22 protein-coding genes are annotated in these 23847 nt (G+C 40.4%); 4 read left to right on the top strand and 18 right to left on the bottom strand.

The features are described from left to right. Positions 1-8: 8 nt before the first annotated feature. The 8 genes from tkt to KNO94_RS13620 form a co-directional block, all read right to left on the bottom strand. Complete coding sequence (gene tkt, locus KNO94_RS13655) at positions 9-2015, bottom strand: transketolase (protein WP_214780584.1); 2007 nt, start codon at positions 2013-2015, stop codon at positions 9-11. A 321-nt stretch (positions 2016-2336) separates the two neighbouring features. Continuing rightward, positions 2337-3599 (bottom strand): PTS galactitol transporter subunit IIC, encoded by a 1263-nt coding sequence (locus KNO94_RS13650; RefSeq protein WP_214780582.1) that lies wholly within the window; start codon positions 3597-3599, stop codon positions 2337-2339. Between the two features lie 85 nt (positions 3600-3684). Beyond that, a complete protein-coding gene (locus KNO94_RS13645; protein WP_214780580.1) occupies positions 3685-3966 on the bottom strand; it encodes a PTS sugar transporter subunit IIB in 282 nt (93 codons plus the stop codon). Further along, entirely contained in the window at positions 3963-4442 is a 480-nt protein-coding gene (locus tag KNO94_RS13640; protein WP_214780578.1) for a PTS sugar transporter subunit IIA, read from the bottom strand. The genes KNO94_RS13645 and KNO94_RS13640 overlap by 4 nt, the downstream gene beginning before the upstream one ends. Positions 4443-4640: 198 nt before the next feature. Further along, complete coding sequence (locus KNO94_RS13635; protein WP_214780576.1) at positions 4641-5528, bottom strand: 6-phosphofructokinase; 888 nt, start codon at positions 5526-5528, stop codon at positions 4641-4643. A 48-nt stretch (positions 5529-5576) separates the two neighbouring features. Continuing rightward, positions 5577-6608 carry a zinc-binding dehydrogenase gene (locus tag KNO94_RS13630; RefSeq protein WP_214780574.1) on the bottom strand — a complete coding sequence of 344 codons (1032 nt, stop codon included), beginning with the start codon at positions 6606-6608 and terminating at the stop codon, positions 5577-5579. Between the two features lie 40 nt (positions 6609-6648). Further along, positions 6649-6933: a PTS sugar transporter subunit IIB gene (locus tag KNO94_RS13625; protein WP_214780644.1), complete on the bottom strand. Its 285-nt coding sequence runs from the start codon at positions 6931-6933 to the stop codon at positions 6649-6651. A 20-nt stretch (positions 6934-6953) separates the two neighbouring features. Next, the gene (locus KNO94_RS13620) at positions 6954-9002 is read right to left on the bottom strand and encodes a BglG family transcription antiterminator (protein WP_214780572.1); all 2049 of its coding nucleotides are present in this window, start codon (positions 9000-9002) and stop codon (positions 6954-6956) included. A 655-nt stretch (positions 9003-9657) separates the two neighbouring features. On the opposite strand from KNO94_RS13620, the gene KNO94_RS13615 reads away from it, so the two are divergent. Both KNO94_RS13615 and KNO94_RS13610 read left to right on the top strand, forming a co-directional pair. Beyond that, positions 9658-10404: a hypothetical protein gene (locus tag KNO94_RS13615; protein WP_214780570.1), complete on the top strand. Its 747-nt coding sequence runs from the start codon at positions 9658-9660 to the stop codon at positions 10402-10404. A gap of 37 nt (positions 10405-10441) precedes the next feature. Then, complete coding sequence (locus tag KNO94_RS13610; protein WP_214780568.1) at positions 10442-10681, top strand: hypothetical protein; 240 nt, start codon at positions 10442-10444, stop codon at positions 10679-10681. A 547-nt stretch (positions 10682-11228) separates the two neighbouring features. Here KNO94_RS13610 and KNO94_RS13605 read toward each other — a convergent pair. From KNO94_RS13605 to KNO94_RS13560, 10 genes are all read right to left on the bottom strand, one after another. Beyond that, positions 11229-11732: a hypothetical protein gene (locus KNO94_RS13605; protein WP_214780565.1), complete on the bottom strand. Its 504-nt coding sequence runs from the start codon at positions 11730-11732 to the stop codon at positions 11229-11231. Beyond that, complete coding sequence (locus KNO94_RS13600; RefSeq protein ID WP_251125987.1) at positions 11725-12468, bottom strand: ImmA/IrrE family metallo-endopeptidase; 744 nt, start codon at positions 12466-12468, stop codon at positions 11725-11727. The genes KNO94_RS13605 and KNO94_RS13600 overlap by 8 nt, the downstream gene beginning before the upstream one ends. After that, positions 12468-12800: a helix-turn-helix domain-containing protein gene (locus tag KNO94_RS13595; protein WP_214780561.1), complete on the bottom strand. Its 333-nt coding sequence runs from the start codon at positions 12798-12800 to the stop codon at positions 12468-12470. The genes KNO94_RS13600 and KNO94_RS13595 overlap by 1 nt, the downstream gene beginning before the upstream one ends. A gap of 203 nt (positions 12801-13003) precedes the next feature. Beyond that, positions 13004-13837: a hypothetical protein gene (locus tag KNO94_RS13590; RefSeq protein ID WP_214780559.1), complete on the bottom strand. Its 834-nt coding sequence runs from the start codon at positions 13835-13837 to the stop codon at positions 13004-13006. After that, positions 13838-14647 (bottom strand): hypothetical protein, encoded by an 810-nt coding sequence (locus KNO94_RS13585; protein WP_214780557.1) that lies wholly within the window; start codon positions 14645-14647, stop codon positions 13838-13840. Continuing rightward, a complete protein-coding gene (locus KNO94_RS13580) occupies positions 14644-15420 on the bottom strand; it encodes a ParA family protein (RefSeq protein WP_214780555.1) in 777 nt (258 codons plus the stop codon). Before KNO94_RS13580 ends, KNO94_RS13585 begins: the two co-directional genes overlap by 4 nt. Further along, positions 15417-16106 carry a DUF3102 domain-containing protein gene (locus KNO94_RS13575; RefSeq protein WP_214780553.1) on the bottom strand — a complete coding sequence of 230 codons (690 nt, stop codon included), beginning with the start codon at positions 16104-16106 and terminating at the stop codon, positions 15417-15419. Before KNO94_RS13575 ends, KNO94_RS13580 begins: the two co-directional genes overlap by 4 nt. Further along, complete coding sequence (locus KNO94_RS13570; RefSeq protein WP_251125986.1) at positions 16103-16885, bottom strand: ParA family protein; 783 nt, start codon at positions 16883-16885, stop codon at positions 16103-16105. The genes KNO94_RS13575 and KNO94_RS13570 overlap by 4 nt, the downstream gene beginning before the upstream one ends. Positions 16886-17587: 702 nt before the next feature. After that, positions 17588-18652: a hypothetical protein gene (locus KNO94_RS13565; protein ID WP_214780550.1), complete on the bottom strand. Its 1065-nt coding sequence runs from the start codon at positions 18650-18652 to the stop codon at positions 17588-17590. 850 nt (positions 18653-19502) lie between these two features. Then, positions 19503-20939 (bottom strand): hypothetical protein, encoded by a 1437-nt coding sequence (locus KNO94_RS13560; RefSeq protein ID WP_214780548.1) that lies wholly within the window; start codon positions 20937-20939, stop codon positions 19503-19505. A 797-nt stretch (positions 20940-21736) separates the two neighbouring features. Between KNO94_RS13560 and KNO94_RS13555 the strand changes: the two genes are divergently transcribed. Together KNO94_RS13555 and KNO94_RS13550 are read left to right on the top strand one after the other, a co-directional pair. After that, positions 21737-22111, top strand: a complete 375-nt coding sequence (locus tag KNO94_RS13555) for a hypothetical protein (protein ID WP_214780546.1) — start codon at positions 21737-21739, stop codon at positions 22109-22111. Between the two features lie 152 nt (positions 22112-22263). Continuing rightward, positions 22264-23667: an NACHT domain-containing protein gene (locus KNO94_RS13550; RefSeq protein ID WP_214780544.1), complete on the top strand. Its 1404-nt coding sequence runs from the start codon at positions 22264-22266 to the stop codon at positions 23665-23667. Positions 23668-23847 lie beyond the last annotated feature (180 nt).

Below are 23847 nucleotides of genomic sequence, written 5' to 3'. Positions count from 1 at the left end.
TTACATGGTTATAACAACGTCTTGTATTGACGAACAATGTTCTCAACGGTAAATCCGAATTTCTCAAATAATACATCAGCTGGTGCAGAAGCCCCGAATTGATCCAAGGTCACAGTTGCGCCACAATCACCGACATATTCACGCCACCCCATTGATGAACCGAGCTCGATTGCAAGACGTGAGGTTAAACGACACGGTAACACTTGTTCTTTGTAATCTAGTGATTGTTTCTCAAAACGATCCCAACTTGGCATACTGATGACGTTGACGTAAATCCCTTCTCTCTCAAGTACTTCTTGAGCTTGAATCGCGAGGGATACTTCAGACCCTGTAGCGATCAGTAATCCTTCTGCTTGTTTCGTCGACGTCGAAACCACATATGCCCCGCGAGACACGCCCTCATACACGCGTTCTTCGTTCAATTCCAATGTCGGGACATCTTGGCGAGTCAATACTAAAGCGGTAGGTGTGTCCTTACTATCTAACGCTAATCGCCAAGCAGCTACCGTTTCTTTTGCGTCAGCAGGTCGGATTACAGTTAGTCCAGGGAGACTTCTTAGCGATGCCAATTGTTCGATCGGCTCGTGTGTCGGACCATCTTCCCCTACAGCAATACTATCGTGCGTGAAAACATACGTGACGGGAAGCTGCATTAATGCCGCCAGACGCATTGCTGGTTTTAAATAATCAGAGAAGACAAAGAATGTTGCACCGAACACTTTTAGTCCACCATGAAGCGCTAACCCGTTCATTGCACATCCCATAGCAAATTCTCGTACCCCGAACCAAAGGTTGCGGCCCGTGTAATCCGCTGCAGAAAAGTTTCCTTCTTTAGTGAGCAGCGTTTTATTCGAACTCGCCAAGTCAGCAGAACCCCCTATTAATTGTGGGATGACTGCAGAGGCTGCATTCAAGGCTTGGCCAGATGAAGCGCGTGTAGCAATTGATTGATCCGATGAATAGCTCGGCATGTTTGTTGCCCATTCCATAGGCAACTCTGATTCAAGAGCAGACTGAAATTGGGCAGCCAATTCCGGATGAGCGGTTTTATAACCAAGCAACAGGTTGTTCCACTCTACTTCTTTACGTACACCGTTTTCGACAAACGTACTATAGTGATCTCTTACTTCTTGGGGAACGAAGAACGGCTCCTCATAAGTCCATCCATATGCCGCTTTGGCAAGTGCAGCTTCTTCGGCACCGAGCGGAGCGCCGTGTGAGGCCGACTTACCGCCTTTGTTGGGTGATCCGTATCCAATTGTTGTTTTTACTTCAATCAACGTAGGTCGCGACGCATCTGCCTTCGCTTCACGTAGTGCTTGTTGAATTTCTGAAATGTTATTCCCGTCTTCTACTTGGATGACTTGCCACCCATAAGACGTATAGCGATCTTCCACACTTTCTGAGAATGAAAGATTTAATTCTCCATCTAGTGAGATATCATTTGAATCATATAAAACGATCAGACGGCCCAATTTTAAGTGACCGGCAAGGGAAGCGGCTTCACCAGATACCCCTTCCATTAAGTCTCCGTCACCACAAAGCGAGTACGTGTAATGATCAACAATCGGGAAGCCATCTTTATTGTAGGTCGCTGCCAAATGTCTTTCCGCCATCGCCATCCCGACTGCCATCGCTACACCTTGGCCGAGAGGGCCGGTAGTCGCCTCTACGCCTGCCGTGTGACGATATTCTGGGTGTCCTGGGGTACGACTACCGAATTGACGGAAGTTTTTTAAGTCTTCCATCGTCACATCATAGTTAAACAAGTGAAGAAGGCTATAGAGTAGCATAGAGCCGTGACCAGCAGATAAAACGAAACGATCTCGGTTAAACCAGTTTGAGTTGTGAGGGTTATGGTTCATTTCTGTGCTCCACAGAGCGTATGCCATCGGGGCCGCTCCCATTGTAATACCAGGGTGCCCGGAGTTTGCCTTTTCAATTGCATCGATTGATAACGTTCGAATTGTATTGACCGCTAATTGTACAACCTGCTCTTTTAATAAAGTACTCATTACAAAAACACTCTCCTTTTTCGTTATCGCAAATGGGGGATTGCTAAAACAGGGAATAAATTTAAGAAATTCATTCATTGGAGGCAGTAATATTTTTTCGCTTTGTCGAGAAAAGCTTAAACAGGGCGATACCGACAACAATTGAATTCACAACGAATTGATGTTCTTGATACAAATCACTTAAGTATCTTCCGTGTGGACCCAAAGCATAGTCTACGAACATTTCTACCATATCGCTTCACCTCTTCCTCTCTACACTCCTGGTGTTAAGCCTAAAGATGAGAGGAGAACGACATAGGACCCGTCCTCCACCCTCCCTACTTAGTTAAAAATTGCAAAGAATTTATACACCACATAGTTAATCATGTTACCAGCCTGATCTAAACTTGATACTAAGTTCGTTCCTTCAGGCATTTTAAAGTGGCCATCAATAGCCATCTGAGTTTGAATTTGGGCTAAGTCTGTGGCCATGTACAAGGTCAATGCAATCATGATTGTTCCAACGATGACTGAGTGAACGATGTTCCCACGAGCAGCCCCGACAATAAATGCTACAATGAAGGGAATCGTCGCAAGATCACCAAATGGGAGTACTGCGTTTCCTGGTAAGATGACAGCCAAGGCCACTGTAATCGGCACTAAGATTAAAGCGGTTGAAATGACAGAGGGATGACCGATTGCGACTGCCGCGTCTAAACCGATATAAATGTCTCGATCTCCAAAGCGTTTACTTAAGAAAGCTCGAGCTGACTCTGACACCGGGGTCAAACCTTCCATTAAAATCTTGACCATCCGTGGCATCAATACCATGACCCCTGCCATCGCCATACCCGTTTGGATGACTTGACCGATTGGGTACCCTGCAAGAAGTCCTAAACCGATACCGAGAATCAAGCCCATAAAGATGGATTCCCCGAACACCCCAAAACGTTTTTGGATCGTTTCAGGATCAGCGTTCCAATTTTTCACACCTGGAATTTTTTGAACCAATTTTACGAGTGGGATACCAAGAGGGGCATATGCGACCGTACTCCCCGTGGCGATTGAGATACCAGGGAGGTCAAAATAATCTCGAAGCATCGGTGCCGTCCAGTCAGCAATTTTCAAACAAATGATCTGGAAAATGACTGCTGCCAAAATCCCTTGAAAAATACTGCCTGAAATCGTATAGACCATCGCTCCTGTAAATGTGAAATGCCAGAAGTTCCAAATATCGACGTTCATGGTCTTCGTTGTTTTTGTGATCAACATCAAGATGTTGACCAATAGTGCAACCGGAATAATGAAAGCTGCGATAGGAGAGGCCCAAGCCATAGATGCAGATCCTGGCCACCCTACGTCAATCACGTTTAATTGGATCCCAAAGCGCTCGACCATAGCGTTGGCCGCTGGTCCTAAATTACTTACCAATAAGTCAACGACTAAGAAAATCCCGACAAAAGCGACCCCAATGATTAGACCAGAACGAAATGCTTTACCGACTGACTGGCCGAATGCAACCCCGATTAAGAATATCGCCACCGGTAAGATTACTGTTGGTCCTAAAGCCAAAAAAGACTGTAAGCCTTCCACAACACCGTTCATAAAATATCCCTCTCTTTAACTACTGTGATATGAGTATCAATTGGATTCAACCTCTCCCCGAAGCCGAATCCAGTTCTTTGCACGCTTATTTCTTCAGTTCTTCTAAAATTTCTGCTTTCACTTGATCTAATCCGATACCAGTCAAGAAAGCGCGTGCATTAATTACCGGGAAAGGATACTCTCTCTGAACAATTGTCGTACTTACCAATAGATCTGCCGTATCGACGTATGAACCGACCTCTGTAATTTTGATTTGATGAAGCGTGGCATTGATGCCATTCTCTTTGCACATTTTTTCAACTGCGTCATTTACAATCGTAGAAGTTGCGATGCCTGCACCACACGCAATCAGAATATTTTTTTTCATTTTGAATTTCCCCCTTGTTCTACACCTAATAGTTGATCATGAAGTATTTGTCGAATTGTTGATTTTGAGGTTTCTGTCGCCAGCGCCTCTAGCGTGTTCTCATTTTGAAAAATTTGCATTAGATTTTGAAGAAGCGTTAGTTGCGATTCCTTTTCATCCATAGCGAGCATAAAGACCAACTTAACCGGTGTCTGGGCATTCGCTTCCCCCATAATCCCAAACGGTACCGGATTTTTTAAAATCGCTAGGCTGATTGCTTTCTCGTTTACATGCTCGCTATCGGTGTGCGGAATCGCTACCGAATAAGAGTTGGTAGGTAAACCCGTAGCATATGTTTTTTCTCTTTCTAACACTGCCTCGATGTAGCTTTCTTTGACAATGCCTAATTCGTATAGATGATTTGCCATCTTATCTAGCACGTCTTCAAATCGATCGGCAACGATTTCTTGTAGAATTAACGTTTCATCAAATCGCATTTCTAACTTCCCCTCCAGTTTTATCACATTAAATGACTAAAGAATTACGACAGTTTAAGGACTTCAAATGTCTTTATTGCACCTGACTAACTGTCGTCCTTCTTTACTTCCTGTTTTCATGATAGCATCGGCACCAACCGCTTTGTATGCGTTTTCATTCTCAATAATCGAATCCCATTTGTTCAACGTGGTGATGTCTTAGGAGAACAGATCCTCTGACTCAACCACATACACTTTTTGGTTTTTTATCAAAAATACATTAAGTTTCTGTGTGATGTTTGGGATTCTTTGAGCTAGTTTGTACCCAAGTTCCGTAGCCATTATTCGATCACGAGCAGTGGGACGTTGGCCAAGGCACATCGCCTCGTCAATTTTATTCACTTTGAATTCGATTTGAACAGAGGAGAAATCCATATGTTCGTTCAGATGTGCGCTTGTTCGCTCGTTGTACAAAAGAAATGAATAATTTTTGCTTGAATCCAAGATCTTATGAAGTCTTGTTTCCAGTTGCAGCGCTTCAGCCTCTCTAAAATACGGAGGAATTGCAATACCATCTATAGCTAAAGCGGCTTCTTTTACCATTTGGAATGGTGTACGTTGCGGCAACTCAATTCCAAACACACGTGGGTTCGAGTAAACCAATGAATCGATGGTATCTCTTATCCGCAGAATTGAATCCACAATAGAGTTTAGTGCTGAGTCATATCCTAATGATGATTCACCGTTATCGAAGTCATTGTAAATCGAAACGGGTACGATAAGAAACTTAGTTCCTTCGACTAATGGCACCAACTCTTCTATTGCTCTCAAACTTGAATCATGACCAATGGCGATCACTACATCAAAAGGCAAGAATACCTTATAAACGTTGGGCTCTAATGTTGTAGATGGTGAAACCAAGCGTTTTGACAAGTCACTCGAAACTCGAATGTCTTCTTGTGAAAAGGCGCGACACGTGACATGGTTCACATCTTTGATCTCGATTGCACTTACTTGATGATACGGGATGGTCTTAGATAAAAAAACATGCATCAGTTGATTGACCGGAGACGGGACCCCATCAAAATGAATAATCCCTATTTTCATCAAAATTACTCCTTTAAAATTATTTTAATATAGTAATTTTATCCATAATTAAGACTGAATCATCACTTTGATTTCATTTCCCGCCATGACGGCCTCAAATCCTTCGCGCCATTTTTCGAGAGGGACCACTTTTGTGATCATTTTATCTGTATCGATTTTGTTCCTCTCAAGCAAGTTTAAAGCTGTGTGCCAAGAGCTTGGTTTCTGAGAACGTGTCCCGATGTAAATAATTTCACGTTGTACTACGGCTTCCTGGTCCAGTGGATTTAATTTTTGTGCAAAAATCCCAACTTGAACGAAGGTCCCTTTTTTCTTAACAAGCGGTAGACCTTGATTTAATGCAGGGACGGCACCTGAACATTCAAATACCTTATCGACTCCATAGCCATTCGTTTTTGTCATCACAATTTCCGTCAAATCTTCTTTAAGGATATCTACAACAATGTCTACTCCCATTGACTTAGCCAATTCAAGACGTGGTTGATCTTTCGTGATACCCGCAAGAATGACGAAGGCGCCTTGTGCTTTTGCGACCTGACATTGTAAAAGTCCTATCGGTCCTGGACCAAAGACAAGAACCGTATCTTCCGAATTGATTAGGGTCTTTTCCATTCCGGCGTGTACACAACATGCAAGAGGTTCGGTCAAGGCGGCAGCCTCGTAACTGATGTTGTCTGCTAACACATGAACACTCTCTTCACGAGAAACAACATATTCTGCCATACTTCCATTCACTTGAGTTCCAATACCTTTCCGATTAGAGCAAAGGTTGTAGTCTTTTTCAAGACAATATTCGCATTGACCGCATGTCGTATAAGTCGTTTCGCTAGTGACTCGGTCCCCAACCTTCACTTTATGGACGTCTTCCCCCACTTCCACCACGATACCTGAAAATTCATGCCCTAAAATCACAGGCGTTTTGGAGTTTCGATATTCTCCAGTGAACGTATGAATATCTGTCCCACATATTCCTGTATAAGCCACTTTTATTTTCACTAAATCCTCTTTTACTTCCGGTGTTTGAATCTCTACCAGTTCCATCTGATCATAACCCGCGTTCGTCTTCATTACTGCTTTCATTAATTGCTCACTCCTTCTATATTAATTAACTTCAGATAAATTATTGTTGAAGTGCAGTGATAATTTGTTCATCTACTTCCTCCATATTGACACCCGTAATATAGGAGGTAGCAATGACAGTAAGCGTCTCATATTTGGTTGGTAGCTTTGTTGTCGAAATGACAAGTGAAGCGTTCTTCTGCAATGAAGCGACTTCTGCGATTGTACATTGTACAAGTTGTGCTCGAATTCTTTTTTCTAACAAAAGACGTTCTACTCGTTGTGCCACAATGGTCGATGTAGCAATTCCTGATCCACATGCGACAAGGATAGTTGGAATATGAATTGATGCCACCCCCTGATTTATTAACTGTCATATTCACGAAGGATTAGGTGCATATCGTTCTCGTCACGCGAATGTAGCATTCGGTCCATATCCTTCTTGTGTCCCGCAAGTTTCATTAGCTGTAAAAGTGCATTTAAATGACGATTTTTATCGACTGTTGCAATGACCACAACAAAGTGCACCACGGAACCATCTTCGATCAAAATTCCGTCATTCACTCTTAACATGCTCATTCCGATAAAATTCACACCATCTTCAGGGCGACCGTGCGGAATGGCTACATTCATGTTTAAAAGAATGTGCTGAGATAACATAGGATAGTGGTGTTTCATGACTTCCACGTAATTTTCAGTGATTGCCCCTTTGGATAGAAGCGGTTGAGCAGCCAACTCGATGGCATCATGCCAGCTGGCGATAGAGTCACGGACGATCATGGTCTCAGGAGTAATTACCTCAGATAGTAAATAATCTTCTTTTTGCTTCATTTCAGATGGTAATTGCAAAGAGAAATGGTTTTGGAGCGCATTTTCGAGCAAGGGACGATCATGGATCGATGCGTATTTTTCAACAATCGATAAGATTTGTTCGGTGTTGATCATAGGCGTTACCAGTCCAAAAACATTCTGCATGACCCGTTGCCGTAATTGAACTTTTTCAAAGTCTGATATGAAACTTTGGACAATAAAAAGTTGCTTATCTGTTTGTAAAGGAACTGGGGAAAAGACTAAATCAAATTCAACATCTAGCTTTTCAAATTCACGAGTAGAGAATGCGCGATAGAAATAAAGCTCAGGGAACAAATCTCGAAGCGTTCGCTCCATCAATTGAGAAATAGATATACCGTTCGGACATACTACGACTGCTCTTTTCTTTAATGGAATGGTTTCACCACTACTTATCACATGTCCGCCAATCAAAACGGTAATAAACGTGATTTCGTTCTCAGGAATCTCACATTCCATATACTCCTGCAAAGGTTGTAATGAATCTTTCACAATGAAGTGGACAGCTTTAAAATTCTCGCTCACTCGATTTAGTTTAGAATAGTTGGTCGTTAAGCCATACTTAATGCGATAATACGCTGGTCTCATATGAAGCATGAGTCGTTCTAGCAATGCTTCTTTATCTTTAAATGAGAGGGCAGCTTTTTTCTCGAACAACTGAAGACTTTGTTTCATGGCGTTTCTTAATTGAGGTAATTCGTTTTCAGCTAAAGATTGTGAAGAAAAGACGTTAGAGGTCAATAACTGCAACGTAATAAATAAGCGTTCTTGTTTTGAGATTGAGACCCCATCTTCTAATAGTAGTTCAGCCGCTTCATATTCTTTCGTATCCGATAAAGCCTCGTACTCGATGAAATATGAAGTCTTAATAACATGTCCTGCTTGAATTCGCTTTAATAGAATGGCAATGACATAGGGTAAAAGTTTAATGCGATCATCGATAAATTTAAGTTCGAGTTGAGATTCCACTTTATCAAGCCGAAACTTGCAATGTTGAATCTCTTCCTGTGTAACATCAGCAAAATGTTGAATATGATATTCCCCTTGATACATGTCAAAAAGAGTATTCAACACGTCAATCAATAACCTGCGTTTATCCCATTCTTCTCCTACAAGGTCGTAGCCATAGATTCGTGAATAAACAATTTCCAATTGATAGTCATTTATCTGTTTTTGCGCGACTTTGATATCTCGTAAGGAAGTATTGCGACTAGTCTCCATTGCACTGGAAAAATGTAATAGTGAAAGTTCTTCCTTACTCGTAAGCATCATCAGGAGAATAAGAGAAGCACGCTCATTCTCAGAAGGAATATATTTGGTGGAGATGCTAGAGTCGGGGGTTTCTGCAAACAAACTGATTAACAGAGGAGGAACAATAAATTTCCCGCTGTTCGTCCGCTTGATCGTAGGATAATTGTTCTCTTCAAGCCATTGAATGATTTTAGCGAAACTATAACTGACCTGCCTTCTCGATAATGCGAATTGTTTCTCAACCTCACTGTTAGAAATGTCTGGATTGCTGATTAGTACGTTTAAAATCCGGTTACTCCGTTCATCTAAATACACAGATCATCAACCCTCCTTTCTGTTGTTTTCATTCTAGCAAGCATTGTTGACCCAATGAATACGTTTTCAAACCCAAATAATGCGTTTCTTTTGTGCAACTTGATGACGCGTCGTACAAAATGTATGTTTTCTATTATAATTATTCGAAAGCTACCGAAACTAAGCCCCGACCGAATAAACAGTATGCGTCGTTTTTATTCGGTCGGGGCTAGCTTTTAATGTTTTACCTCGGTCAGGTACCGGGTCATATGGGGAGCATTCTTATGTAATAAGTAATGTCCAACATTCTTCAATCAGACCTCAATCACTTTTATGGCAGATTAAGCACCAATCCCGTCTTTACAATAATGATGTATGCTAGACCCCACTTTTTTGTGGAGGATTTCTTTCACAATAAAAGTAGTGCGCCGCTTAACCTGAGGAAAAATATTCGTCTCTTTAAAAAATCACATTCTTTATTTTAAAAAGGTGTATGCTCTAGTGTCAAAAATTATTTTGATTTTATAGAGGTGTATACATTTCGACGTCGAATGTATACACCTCTGTAAACTTTAGTATGGAACTTGTGTTTGTTTCAAAAGTACGGGAAAATGATAGAAGATTAACGACACATCTATCATTTTTGTATACATAACAACGTAAAGTGGTGATACTGATGCAATCAAACGAAATCAAAGTGACCTCATTCCGTGTCTCGCAAGAGGTTAAAGAACACATCCAACGGCTAACGGAACAACGGCAACTGTCGACAAACCAACTGTTCGAGCAATTGATTACATTGGCTGATCAACAAACACCTGATCCTTTGATCGTGGAAGAGAACGCTGCGCTTGAAGCGTCATTGAATCAAGTCCTCGCTCTCTTTCATGAACGAGCCACAAGACTTGAATTTCAGCAAAAAGAACATGAGCGGGTCAACACTCGCTATAAAAATACCGTTCAAGACCTTGAACAAAGTGTGATTCTAGAAGCTGAACGACTCCAGGAAGAATATGAACAAAAAGTAGTGTCACATGAAAGTGAACTCACTCAATTAAAAGATCAAATCAACCAACTGATCACGGAGAAAAAAATCGCCGAAGAAACGTTAGAAACAGAGCGAGACTCATTTAAAGAAGAGTTGAAAGATCAGAAGAGAACAGTTTTTCATCTAGAGGGTGAACTGAAGACACTCGAGCAAGAGCGCAGCCAGCTCAACCGTCAAAACCAGAACCTGATGGACTCGCTTGACGAGTTAAAGGCACGGACGAGACGAAGCGACCAACTCGAAGAGGAGAATCAAAAACTTCACTTGGAAGTGCAGCTTCTCCGTCGTGAAAAAGAAACGTTCGAGAACCGCCTACAGGAACAGGTTGAGCTCGCAGTTCTTCGAGAGCGAAACAAGCAATCTGAGAGTGACTAACAAAAAAGTATTCAAGAAAAAGACGGGAGAAATAAATATGGCTGAGAAAACAAATTTAACTTTAGAATCTTTTGGTGAGAATGGTGTGACTTTAAAGGTGGCAGTTGAAGGTGAAAGTAATATGCCTTTTTGGAACCATGATTTGAAGTTAGATGCTGTTATAGCTTTGTTGGAAAACGTAGATATGAAGGACTTTTGTGAAGATAACAAGTATGAAGAATTTAATCAGTACATGAATGAAATTCAAGAACTTCTGGATGCCGTAAAAGGGCTTTAAAATTTATGAAATACGTTAATTTAACAGTCGCAATTTAAATCGTTGAAACAATGCTTTTAGAGCGTATTTGCTGAACAATGGCATTTGATTCCACCAAATATGCTTAGGATGCCGGAAAATAATTAGCACTCATTTTTAAAAAAGATGATGACCTGAAAGTCTTTTAATTTTCAAAAAAACCTGTATAGAATCTGAGTCCGTAACAATTGCAAAAAGCATTACTAAATTCCTACGAGAGACATTATTTGGAATTCCAGCTTTCCCACCGCGAAAAAGAGGCGTTCGAGAACTGGTTACAGGAACAGATCGAGCTCGCAGTCCTACATGAGCGAAACAAGCTATCGGATAGTGACTAATATGAAAAGAGTACCCAAAACACGTCATACTTCGACGCAGATTGGGTACTTTTCTGTCTTGATGATGAAACGTCATATGTTTATGTATCATCCATGTGTTGATCAAGCACAGTTAAATCACGGGGACGAATCGTCTTAAAAAACTTTCGAACCTCGCTCCTCTTCACGACCTCATATCGCTTCAAATGTATTCAAAAGTCTAGGAGGGTATGCTGACGAATGAGTATTTCCTGTTCCTCTTGGTTTACGATGTACAGTTCAGCGTCTTTGATGACTTCTAGAATGTCCGCGTTATCGCTACATATCAATCCGGCGCTGCTCAACCTCGCGGCAGCAAGGCTATGAATCTTACCCAAATCGTTCGTATGTTTGAGTGGCCGACCTTCTCTGATTTTCTTTTCATCCAGTTGTTGGAACGCAAGACGAACTTCTGTCAGATAAACGAGATAAAGGTCATAGAGTTCATCCGTCGCAATCGACGCTTCCGATTCAGGATCGAACAGCACCCACTTCCCGTCGTTGATGAACACGTCGACCCGGTCTCTTACCGAAGATATCTTCAGTTCATTCAATACCTCTACATGGATAAGGACTTGTCCATACAGGCTGTTGATCCAAGCGAAGACATCGGCTTGTCGAAAACTTGCCGCATGAATGATAATGTTTGCGTCGATGAACACCGGCTTCTTAATCATGGGTGGTGTCCTTTTGTAGACGACTGATTTCATCTTCTTGTAGCGTTTTAGCCAGATCTGGTCGATAGACGGAGAGTTTGTTGGCAGCGTTCAACCGTGTCAATCGTTCTTCTTCCACTGCCTTGACGACCACTTGTTCATAGGCTACAAATGACTCGAAGCGTTGGGCTTGATCCAATGGGCTCGGGGCAATCCCGAGACGGTTCCGTTCCTCTCGCCAATCGGCTTCCTGTTCACTCAAGTCAGAGAATCGATAATTGAGTTCTCGGAGTCGTCGGACGACCGAGACGTATGGGACTTGGGCCATATCTGCCAAATAGATGATGGCGGACTTCGTATCATAGCTGTCCTTCAGTTTCTCCCACACTTCTTTGGTCGTACCCTTCGGCAACATGATCGCAGCTGCGAAACGGTCAGCCGCCCGCTCATGATCGAATCCATCGACTTGCCATTCGCTCGCTTCAGACAAGTGCCATAGTTCATGGGCCGCGGTAAAGTAACGCATGCGTAGCGGTTGGTAGGAGTTCAATGCGATGAACTCTTCTCCAGACATATGCTTGATGGCGACACCGTAATACAAGTCGTCCTCTACATATTGAAAGATGAGGTTCGCGCGTTTGGCCAATACCTGTTCGATATAAGCGCCAATAAAGACGTGACTATCCATGACTTGCTCTAAAAAGTCGGCTGCAAACGCTTCTGCCGCGTCTTCCACAAATTTTGTAGTTGGCCTCATCATAAATCACCCTTGAGACCGACGTAATCCTCTATCGCAAATTTTAGACGTTCAAGCTCCATTTTGGACCGCCGATTTGTGAATGTCCCGCGCAACTCGACTGTCATGCGCTCTTCTCTCATTGAAGCATCAGTTGTCAATTCGTTTACCGATACACCTAATGCCTTAGCGATCGCAACGATACGTTGTGGTTGGATGACACGGCTCTCATTCAACATATGACCGACCAATGCCTTACTGACCCCAATTTCTTGGGCCAACCATTGTTGCGACTTTTGATTACCCTGTAACCGTGTTTTTATATTGTTCACGATGATTGTATTTGAGTTCATGATGACACCTTCCTTCTAATACGATTATACTCCTCTTTGTATAAGTCTACAAATTAATCAAATAAAATTGTAGTCAAATTCGATATTATGTATCCGTAGGAGTCTAATATTTATTCGATATAAAAAGACACCATTCTTTTTTTAGTAAGTAGTGGTGTCATGTATAGGAAACTTATTCGATTGTTTTACCTGTAATTTATAATTCAACCGATTTTCCTATCAGGGAAAGTCTCTTGATCGATATATATGATAAAAATCAAACAAGCAAGATGAAGCGATAAAATTACCAACGAATCTAATAATTCATCAATTTTATTTGTAGAGGCTACATACAAAGATATGATCCCACCTCCGCCTATGAAAATGATTAATAACACTTTCCTCCAGTTTTTCATACGAGGTTTTTTAAACAGGGAGCGCAAGATGATCCCTATTAAACTAAACAAGAGAAGAGCAATCAACAGTATTGAAACGACCGCAATGAAGTCGAGCATTTGTATATTACCTAACCAAACCATCATGCATAGACTCATGAAGCTCATAAGTAACATCCATAGTAAAAAGGCAAAAAATGCAGGACGCACAAAGCTGAGAGTCAGCCGATATAGGTCTTCTAGATCTCTTAGAAAACCTCCTGGAACAGTACTACTACCTTTTAGATTATGTAGGCGTCTGATTTCTATGTTTATAACAGACATTACGTCTTGATAGTTAATACTTTTCTCATTAATCCAATAGAATGACTTTGTGGCAATCTGACTGTCCCCGACTTGACTCAGTTTATATAACGCGTCATTTAATTCTTCTCTATCCATAGTGTCCTTGTTAAGACTTCGATGTACAGAAAATAAAGCATCCAATTGATCATTGTATGCAGTCAAGTTTCGTTCTTCTTTCATATCGAAGTATTTTTTCAATGTTGAAAAAAGGTAGAAAAAGATAATCATCATTACAACGAAAGTAAATAACTCCAAATAAGGGAGTTTGTAATCTTTTCCTAACTCTTTAAGAAATATAGAAATTAAATTATTTAACATTTATTCTTGGTAACCCTTTAGATACTGGTCCAAGGCCCGTTTAATGATTTCATCTTCAGAGACATGCTCTTTCTTAGCGGCTTGAGTCAACCCGACATATAAAGGATCCATTAAATCAGCAAAGCGAATTTGGACTTTTGTAGACTTAGCTCTTGTAGACTCTACTTCGATTACACGCTGCTCTTGACGATCGATCAACATTCGTTTTACTTCACGTAGCTCTTCACGTGTCATCTCGTACACGGTCTTATCTCCTGAAGCAGTGTAGTATTTTTTATTCTCGAGCAGCGCGAGCTTCGGATCTTCTGGCCACGACAACAATTCAGCAAGCTTTGTCGCACTGAAATCATGCTCGAGCGTCTTTTCTAAGATGTTCGGGCCAAACGTGTTCCAAAAGGAGACGAAGCGACTGACTTGAGGGTGTGACATTCCAATCTTATTTAAAAAGTCTTTCCACGTTCCTTGTTCTTTTTGGAACTCTTTTTTTGTGTCCGGATCTCGGAATAGGCTGTTCGCATGAGCGAGTATACGACATTTTTCGACAAAACTGGTCGCTTGAATCGCATCGATATGATTGTAATACTGAACAATTCCATCCATGTCCTCGGGAAGCCGTTTTGTGATAATACGCGACAATCCCGTCGCTGGGAGGGCCTGATAAGGGTTCGACACGGTCGTCGTCGCAGAGAACTCTTTCACGGCTTCGACTTGTTCCGTACGGCTATCCGTCACTTGTTGATTCTGATTCACTGGAAGGTTGGCACTGAATGTCGAAATCTTGGGTGTATGTTTCTTTCGGTTGCGTGTCATAACGAAAGGACCTCCTGAGCAAGTTGTAGATAGGCGTCGGTTGCTGGACTCTTGTGATCAATGACGGGACGAGACTCCCGTTGTAGTGTCTGAACCTTCACAGCATAAGGAATCGTCGTCAAAACAGGAATACCGACCTCTTTGCCGAGTTCTTCAAGTTCTTCGACTGTCGTGACATCCCCTTTCGAGCGGGAACTCACCATCGTCGGGATGAAGGCAGCGATATGGATGTCTTCCCGGAATCGTTTCATCTCTTCCAATTCTTCTGGTGCCGAATAGACGGCATCCATTGAGAATTTCTGCATCTGTACAGGCATCACAATCCGGTCCTGGGCGACAAGTGCGCAGCGAGCATACGGGTTAAGCGCTGAAGTCGATCCGGGGCAATCGATGAGACAGATATCAAACAATTCGTCGATCTTGGCAAGTTCTTCGCTGAGGCGATACTCGTACCCAATCTGGCTCGTCAGGTCACTCGGTGAGGCTGAGCGTCTCGTCGGAACAAGATAGACCGTTCCAGTCTCATACTCGCATGTCACGATGACCTGTTCGATCGGTGTATAGAATGGATCATTCTCTTCAAGCAGGCAATCGAGTAACACCTTGCCTTCATAGTCGTTTGTCAGACCGAGCCCATTCGTCGAAGAGGCCTGGTCGTCCGCGTCGATGACAAGGACACGTAATCCGTCACGTGCATAGGCATGAGCTAAATTGATGGTGGTCGTCGACTTCCCGACGCCGCCCTTTCGATTGTACAATGCGATTTTCTTCATGATTCGTCTCCTCGCTTCTCGTCTGTGACGTCGATGATGTTGTCGTTCACGGTCCGCTCGATAATTTCCGTCAACAGCTCACTTACACTCCGGTTTTGCGCATGCGCATACTGTTGGAACTGATCGGACAGATCCGACGGGATTCGTGCTGAAAGAACCGCAGATGGTTTCTTCGTTTTTTGAAAAGGGCTGACTTTGACCTTCGATACAGGCTCACGTGTTTTACGGGCCTCGCGGATTTGTTTGACCGTCAATTCGTCGACACCCCGAGACTCGCCGTCGATATAGAGTCCCTGTTCGACGACTTCCTCGACATTGTCGAGATACATCAGTTCAAACAGCTTGGAAGCCGGTAAGCTCGCAAGGGATGCTTCGAGTGGATGTAACGTCTCATAGGCTTTGATATACCGGGATGCGAGAGAACTCGACATCGAAACGGCTTCGAGGAAACCGATCCATTCTTTTTTGTCATGCATCTCAGAACGGGCGATGACGAGCCGCTTCCCGATCTCGAATACAGAAATCGTTTGAACTTTTGAGAGCTCGTTGATCTCATGGACGAGGTCTTCGACTTCTTTCGACACCGGAAGTTTTTGAACGAGTGTACTGATATTTGTCAAACCGCTCTGATATGGATGCTGCTCACTAGGTTTGATTTTATGAATGTTTCGGTTCCGTGCCTTCATGACGTCTCACCTGCCTGTTGAACGACTTGTTTAGCCAATAGTCTAAACGGTTCAGCGAGTCCCTTCGATTCCTTGGAGCGGTACTGGATGACACTCTTGCCACTATCGGCAGCTTTCTCGATAAAGGTAGACCGTTTGATCATCGGAAGGATTTCTAGTGCCTCTTCCTTCGCGATAACTTCCATTGCTTCATAGTACTCTTTATCTGCCTTTAACGAAGCATCCATGGCGACAGGAAGAATTCCCGTGATGACGAGGTCCGGATTATAGAACTTCTTCACTTTTTGTACGGTCCGTACCGTACTCGCAAGTTGATCGAACACGAGCTTCTTCGGCATGAACGGGATGACCGTCATATTGGACGTCGAAAGCACGACTTTCGAAAGTTCATTGATCGATGGGACCGAGTCTAGGATGATCCAATCAAACTCATCCTCGAGCGGCGCAATCATATCTTTTAATAGAAAGAGTTTGTCTTGCTCGGAGATCAAATTGATCAACCTCGCATTTCGTTCATTCGAGGGGAGAAGACTCACGTGATACGTTTCATCATCAAACAGGACTTCTCGGATATCAAGATTCCGTGTATGTACATCAAACATCGTCATATACTTGATCGTGTCGGATTCTTTTAACATCAACTTACTGAGCGAGCCTTGGGGATCCAAATCAATGATAAGGACTCGTTGTCCCAGCTCACCCAATGCGTAAGCCATATTCAAAGAACAGGTCGTCTTGCCTGATCCACCTTTGGATATGTAAAACGTGAGTATGTTCATCTTCTCTCCCCTTTCTCTTTCATATCATGTCACATTCATTCTTTGCATTCAACACAAAAACAGCAAAGACACTAATAAATCCAATATATAAATGTATACAATATTAATTTGGATTTGTATACGATTTTCGAATCTAAATATTCTTTGTAAACGTTTCGACGTCGAATTGTATACAGAGACATTTTTGACCTAGGTATTTATACAAAGTTCCTGTTGTGAACGTCATTCCATATTTGTAGATCACTTCTATAGAAGAAATACGTGGCTCATCTGGACGTGATTTAAATAGAAGAAGAGATAAAACCATATTCTTCTGAGTTAAAAAAAATATAAATAGATTAGAGAGAGTTAAATAAAGATTAATAGAATTAGAAAAAGTAGAGGGTCTCTCAAGCCAGTCGTACCAATCCTTCTGACGATTTAAGTAAAGAGAGATATTTCAAAAGGGCCATCGTTTCGTTCATAAAGGTTCATTTTTTTTCAACTCTAATTTGAGAATTAAAAAACAAGAGAGGATTTAATTCAGCAAATCCTTGATTACTTAACTGTTTGGTTTGATTTTTTTCCTAAAAGTGAAAAATGCAGATTCAGTATGCAATGATGACTTAGAACGAATGGGAAACAATACAAACAGAAGGGAGTACCTGAAAGAATGGGTCGTTTTCATATATATTTTCAAAAATGAACATGACAAATAGACCATCATGCGATAGCCGATTTTGCCTGGTTCTCTTTTAGTCGCTGATGGAGATAGAAAATCGGCTCCTCAAAGAACAGCTTATGGGTGCTCGAGTGGACCAAGTCCTCACGATGGTGTAGGAATGCCTGTTTTAACTCTTCGACGACCCGTTTGAATGTCTCGGCCCCGAATGTATCGCTCATCGAGAAGAGTGAGTCACGGTTGACCTTGAGAGCGTCAAAGTCGAAGAACTCCCCTACTCGCTTGCGCATTTCGAACCAAACGAGCTGAACTTCAGTGCGGTCTTTCTCTTTGATCTGCTTACTGTCTTGCGCAGCCGATAGCTGGACTTCAAGTAAGAGCGGTCGTGTCACGTCTTGGACTCGTTTCTTGAGCGAGATGTTCTGTTTGACCATATTTAAGAAACGCTTACTGTCTTCAACAAGCGACACTTGAAGGAATTTGAGACCAGACATCATCTTTTGGATGGCGAGCTTATGGCCACAGTATTTAGGAAGGAACCCTTTGATCTCATCGTAGGTCAGGATGGCCTGTTCATTTGACTGGACATGAACATCTTTTTCGACCTGGACGATTGTCCGTAGCGCGAGTCGCAACGTGTTCACATTATCAAGTGCGATCAATTCGGACAAGAGACCGTGCCATACAGACGTATACCCGGTCTTCGAAACGACCGTAGCACCGTCTACAAACAAATCACGATAGTTTTCAAGGTAATCCGTCAATTGGATTGAGATCACTCCTGGAAAGTGACGGACGACCGTCATGAGACCATTCTGTTCGAAGGTCTTCAAGTTGTTATGTAGGGAGCGGACCGACGTGCAGGCAAAATCCGCGACCATGTGGTCTTCGATGAATTCAATCTTCCCTTGATCGTCAGCATAGGCGAGAATGGAGAGGATATGACGGATCCGAGACTTGGTCCATTTGAAGGCCGTGAAACAGGCCGGGATGTTATAATGATGCTGCTCATAACGATAGTGATCTGGGCGTTTCGTCCAGCGTGTCAATCCGCTCATCGCGACTAATAGCTTGTTTGCGACCAAAATATGTCGATTCGTCTCCATCATCTCTCCTACACCTCCCCTATCCTAAAATATGCTAGTTTCAGTATCCAGCTCTTTCAAGATAGTGTCAAAGTGCGTTTTCAGTACGGTCATTTGTTACCAAAATGAAAAATGCGTTGATATAAAGCCATTTTGAACCGACAAAAATATGCGTTTTCAGTACGGTCATTTGTTACCAAAACTGATTCATCCGCTCTATAGCGCCATTGCTGTAGAGAATAGAGTAGATTTTTTCAGATGAAAAGGAGAAAACTGTAGTTTCGGTACGGTGTTTTGTTACCAAAAAAGCAAAAGTGTAAGTTTGGTACGGTCGTTTGTTACCAAAAGAGAAGTAAATGTAGTTTCAGTACGGTCATCTGTTACCAAAAAATCAAAAAGAGTCTTAAAAATTTATTTTCTAAATAGCGATGATTCGATAAAAATGTAGTTTCGGTACGGTGTTTCGTGACCAAAATAAGAAAATGCACTTTCAGTACGGTCATCTGTTACCAAAAAACAAAAAGTGCAAGTTTGGTACGGTCATCTGTTACAAAAATCGTTTAAATCTGATATAAAGAAAAGCCATATTCACCAAGAAGGGCGATTTGATTGAATATCTATCGGACTTTAAGATGAAAATTTAGGGAAGTTACATTCAAACCAGCGCCATTTTTAAGAAGAATGAAAGGAAAGTGTAAGTTTGGTAGGGTACAAGAGAATATGTAATTCAGGATGTCCGACGATACTCGACATCATTGGACGTGTTGGTTCCAATTTCACTGTTAAATTCGAATCGTCGTGATTCATGTGAAACAATGAAGTAGATGAATTAAAAAAGAACCCAGATAGACTGGGTTCTGCGCGATAACAGTTATAACAGTAACGTGTCCGCATGACCTGGCAATTCCCAAGACTCCAACGGATAGAAGGTAAAGAAGTAATAATCGCCGGAACGGTGCCAATCCTTCAGGATGAAATCATGTTCCTTGATCCGATCCAGATTCAACTCAAGCTCTTTCAGGTTGTCGGCCTTTCGGACCTTGTTGAATCGTATCGAATAGGTGAACTGACGCCAATGCCTTCGCACCGGTTGTTGCTCCCCTGTCTGGATAGAGCTCATCCGCTCTTTTTGTAGGACGAAGGCCAGATGATAGGCGAAGCTTCCTTTCAACTGTTCGATTTGTTCCCCGTAGATGCTGACGATCTGTTGTTTCAACAGGTCGTCGTAGATTTCCTCACTGACCGTGACGATGACCTGGCTCTCGGCTAATGTCGTCGCATTTTTGATTGTCACAGAGGAGAACAAGCCGCGAATGAAAAAGTCCCCGTCCTCGCTGTGTCCTGCGACGCGATAGTATCCGAGCTTCATGAGACGTTGCGTCGTCAAATCATAGCTCTTCCCACTGTCATTCGCGTATAGTTTTTTGACGAGTTGTGAGAGTGGAAAGATGATCTTACGACTTGTTTGGAAGCTCATATCCCGATACGAGAGAATCTCGGTGAACGCCTCAAAGTCTTTGGAATCAAGATCTGGTACTTTTCCATTTAGTTCTTGAATAAATTCTTTACTGACGAGTACTGAAAGATGGTCTGGAATCCCCTTTTTATATTTAGGAATGACCGTGTCATAGTTTTGCAGCTCCAGATTTAGTTGAGAAGCTTCATTCAACTTTTCGTCCAGAAGATCGGTCTGGTTTTTGATGCGGTCTGACATACCGAAGAATGGAATGTCGACGGCCAGTGTAGGAGAATGGTGGGCAGTCGGCTGATTAAGGTCGACTTCTTTCGCTACCTCCCATAAAATCATCAGGACGTCTGTCTTCAGTGACGTTTTCATTTGGTTGATGGTTTTTTGTGACCAATAAGGATAGGTATGAATCAAGAGATTCGGGTTCTCTGCCCACTCTTCGAGTTCACGAACGCAGTCTTCCATATAGGCATCAATTGTTTTCACGTGAAACTCTTTTTCAAATGCTTTCGGACCGACGAGTCGATAATACGTAGAAATCATTTGGTATCGGGCACGCAGTTCTTTCTTCGGACCGCGATGCTCTTGAAAGTTTCGAATCGCAGCCTTTACCCATCGGCGTTTCAACTTATTGAACGAATGGTAACGCACCTTTTTATATGATGCCTCAAGATTTTCAAACTGATAATACTCTTGATAGAGTGCCGTAACGAATTCATGTATATCAAAGATAGAAACACTATGGAGGATTTCCTCCATGCGATGTTTTTGAATAGCAGTGACCGCTTGAGAAATAATGAGTTGCTGAATGCGGCCATTGGAGGTTGATTGAGTCTCCATATTGATCACCTCTTCTAAGGATAAATATAGCACAAATCAAGGCGTATTTTTTTACTCAATTCAAATTATTTCAAATACCGTAAGTTTATATAAAGTGTGCGCCGGCGCACACTTTTAGAATATAAGAATTGTAGGTAAGGCGATTTTTTATTCTTTCACTATGATAATTCAAAAAACTTGATTGTTTTTAAATCAAAAGTGGATTTAGCATGTGTTTGAGACGTACCAATGTTTAGCCTCTTTTTTAAAGGGTGTTCAAATTTATTTGTTCATGAAAACGTAAAGAACCTCATAAAAGTGTGCGCCGGCGCACACTTTTATATCTGCCACCAATATCGTTAAAAATATGAGTATATTATTAAAGAACTAGGTATACTTATATGAGGATACATTCAGTTGATTTGAAATATTTAATCCATAATGATAAATATTCGATGAAACTTCACTTTAATATATATTATTTTTTACTTTATCCAAGCAAGACAAACAATAACTTTAGCCACTTGCTAATTATCTAGCAATTATTCAACTTAAATTCTAGAAATCGGATTGTATGTAAGAATTTGATTCTATGAATAACATTTTTGAACAACAATAATATTTTTAAAGGAGTATTAAAATGGATTTAGAGTATAAAGAACTAATTGAGTCATTAAGTTCTCCTTTTTACGCAACTTTAGTTGAAACTTGGCTAAAACCAAAAGTAGAAAAAAATTGATAAACAGTGGGCATTATCAAGATATAGACGAAATGACAAAGTATTTGAAGAATATTTAAGTCGTTCATATTATAAGCATATGTTTATTAAAACTATTGTTTTTAATAATAACCCAAAAAATTTAGGGGAAATTTATATTCCTTTAACACTTGAAAATAAGGAATGCAAGATTCAAGAAAAAATATCAGACTATCCTAATACTTTGATGGAGGAATATAATAAAATTGTCATAACGGATAGTGCCGGAATGGGTAAATCCACGTTATTAAAATTCATGTTTTTGAGAGCTATTAATCTAAATAAAGGTATCCCTATTTTCATAGAGTTACGAAAACTTAATAATGAACACACTGTGATCGATGAAATCATGAAAGAAATTAATCCGATAAATAGTAATGTTGATAAGCACAAAGTATTAGATTTAATATCCGAAGGAGATTTCATTTTTTTCTAGATGGGTATGATGAAATACCACTTCACGATAAAGCAAATGTTACAAGTGATTTAGAAGAGTTTATAGACAAGGCTTACAAAAATTCATTTATTTTGTCATCTAGACCACAAACTGAAGTTACAGCATTTAATAAATTTCAGGAGTTTTCAATTATGCGTCTCTCCAAAGAAGAAGCATATAAATTGTTAAGTAAATATGATACTAAAAATATAATGGTAGATAGACTAATAAAAGAATTAGAATTAAAAAGTAATTTGAATGTTACAGAGTTTTTAGAAAATCCCTTAATGGTTTCGTTGTTATTTAAAGCATATAAACATAAAAATATACTGCCTTTTAAAAAGAATATATTTTACAGGCAAGTCTATGATGCTTTATATAATGAACACGATTTATCAAAAGGTGGGAGCTTTGAACACGAAAAGAAATGTAAATTGGATTCTGACAAATTTCATACAGTATTAAGAACGCTAGGATTCTTAACGTTAAAAGATAATATTATCGCTTATTCAAAAGATCAAATAATAGATTATTTAAACAGGTCAAGTTTTTTTTCGAATATTGAATTTCAACCTTCTTTATTCTTAAGTGACTTAATTTTAACAGTACCGTTATTCACTAGAGAGGGGATAGAATATAAGTGGAATCATAAGTCTTTCCAAGAGTATTTCGCTACACAATTCATTTGTAAGGACGCAAAAGAAAAACAAAAAGATATACTTATTAATATGTACAATAGTAATAATTTTGTAAGTTATCTTAATGTTTTAGATCTTTGCTATGATATTGATTACAAAACTTTTAGAAACGTGATTATTTATAATTTTTTAAATGAAATTATCAACTATAGCGAGGAATTTGATATCCAGTTTAAAAAAGTTAATAAATTCAGTTGGAGGAAAGATGATTATTTAAAAATGAAATGTTCTTTATTTTTATCTGAGAATTATCTTGTTACAAACTTAAATGCTATAAAAGAAATTCAAGAATCTAACAACAAAAAGACTAATAATCAAAATAAAAAGGGTTCTCACAGTATTTTTAAAAATGCTTTAGACTATCTAACTTCACATAATCTAGATGACTCGCCCAAATATCCAGTTACATTTATAAGAACTATCCAAAATAGCAGCGTAAATGAGAAGGGCATAGAATGTGATAAAACTTTTTTATTTGTCAGTGCAAACTCTAATAAAAAATATTTTATAAGATTTTTAATCGATAAAAAGGAAAATATTTTTTATAATAAAGTGAAACAAAAGAAACAACTTAAACAAAATTTTAATCTGTTTAAAATCGATTTTAGTAGGCCAGGTAATCATGAGGAGGCAAATAAAATTTTTAATAGTATAACAGTTGATTGTCAAAAATTGAATTTGGATTTTCTGGCCAAACACAATAAATTTGCTGAGATATATGACTATTTGGACATGATCATATTGCCTTCTAAAATCTATGGAACGAAACTATTTGATTTCGACTTAATAGAAGCTTATAAAAATAGTATTGAATTTGAAATGAAAGAATATAATGCTAGCGACTTAACAAAATTTTAATGATCTAATTCAATTCTTTATAGTCAATGACTATTAGTGCTAAGTTTAGACCCCCTAATCAACTTGTTCAGTAACTTTAAATTGTGTGAACAGGTATTATAGCGAATAAAATATCCAAAAAGATAGGCTGCCATTACACAGTGTTTAAACGGTGTAATGGCAGCCTATTTGAAATATTCT

This window comes from Exiguobacterium sp. s22 (assembly GCF_018617455.1).
Classification (GTDB): domain Bacteria; phylum Bacillota; class Bacilli; order Exiguobacteriales; family Exiguobacteriaceae; genus Exiguobacterium.
The sequence above is the reverse complement of the archived record's forward strand: the minus strand, read 5'-3'. Positions and strand labels throughout refer to the sequence as shown.

Coding starts and splice junctions, on each gene's coding strand:
- tkt (WP_214780584.1), bottom strand. CDS start 2,015: ATGAGTACTTTATTAAAAGAGCAGGTTGTACAATTAGCGGTCAATACA.
- KNO94_RS13650 (WP_214780582.1), bottom strand. CDS start 3,599: ATGAACGGTGTTGTGGAAGGCTTACAGTCTTTTTTGGCTTTAGGACCA.
- KNO94_RS13645 (WP_214780580.1), bottom strand. CDS start 3,966: ATGAAAAAAAATATTCTGATTGCGTGTGGTGCAGGCATCGCAACTTCT.
- KNO94_RS13640 (WP_214780578.1), bottom strand. CDS start 4,442: ATGCGATTTGATGAAACGTTAATTCTACAAGAAATCGTTGCCGATCGA.
- KNO94_RS13635 (WP_214780576.1), bottom strand. CDS start 5,528: ATGAAAATAGGGATTATTCATTTTGATGGGGTCCCGTCTCCGGTCAAT.
- KNO94_RS13630 (WP_214780574.1), bottom strand. CDS start 6,608: ATGAAAGCAGTAATGAAGACGAACGCGGGTTATGATCAGATGGAACTG.
- KNO94_RS13615 (WP_214780570.1), top strand. CDS start 9,658: ATGCAATCAAACGAAATCAAAGTGACCTCATTCCGTGTCTCGCAAGAG.
- KNO94_RS13610 (WP_214780568.1), top strand. CDS start 10,442: ATGGCTGAGAAAACAAATTTAACTTTAGAATCTTTTGGTGAGAATGGT.
- KNO94_RS13605 (WP_214780565.1), bottom strand. CDS start 11,732: ATGATTAAGAAGCCGGTGTTCATCGACGCAAACATTATCATTCATGCG.
- KNO94_RS13600 (WP_251125987.1), bottom strand. CDS start 12,468: ATGAGGCCAACTACAAAATTTGTGGAAGACGCGGCAGAAGCGTTTGCA.
- KNO94_RS13595 (WP_214780561.1), bottom strand. CDS start 12,800: ATGAACTCAAATACAATCATCGTGAACAATATAAAAACACGGTTACAG.
- KNO94_RS13590 (WP_214780559.1), bottom strand. CDS start 13,837: ATGTTAAATAATTTAATTTCTATATTTCTTAAAGAGTTAGGAAAAGAT.
- KNO94_RS13585 (WP_214780557.1), bottom strand. CDS start 14,647: ATGACACGCAACCGAAAGAAACATACACCCAAGATTTCGACATTCAGT.
- KNO94_RS13580 (WP_214780555.1), bottom strand. CDS start 15,420: ATGAAGAAAATCGCATTGTACAATCGAAAGGGCGGCGTCGGGAAGTCG.
- KNO94_RS13575 (WP_214780553.1), bottom strand. CDS start 16,106: ATGAAGGCACGGAACCGAAACATTCATAAAATCAAACCTAGTGAGCAG.
- KNO94_RS13570 (WP_251125986.1), bottom strand. CDS start 16,885: ATGAACATACTCACGTTTTACATATCCAAAGGTGGATCAGGCAAGACG.
- KNO94_RS13565 (WP_214780550.1), bottom strand. CDS start 18,652: ATGGAGACGAATCGACATATTTTGGTCGCAAACAAGCTATTAGTCGCG.
- KNO94_RS13560 (WP_214780548.1), bottom strand. CDS start 20,939: ATGGAGACTCAATCAACCTCCAATGGCCGCATTCAGCAACTCATTATT.
- KNO94_RS13555 (WP_214780546.1), top strand. CDS start 21,737: ATGTTTATTAAAACTATTGTTTTTAATAATAACCCAAAAAATTTAGGG.
- KNO94_RS13550 (WP_214780544.1), top strand. CDS start 22,264: ATGCGTCTCTCCAAAGAAGAAGCATATAAATTGTTAAGTAAATATGAT.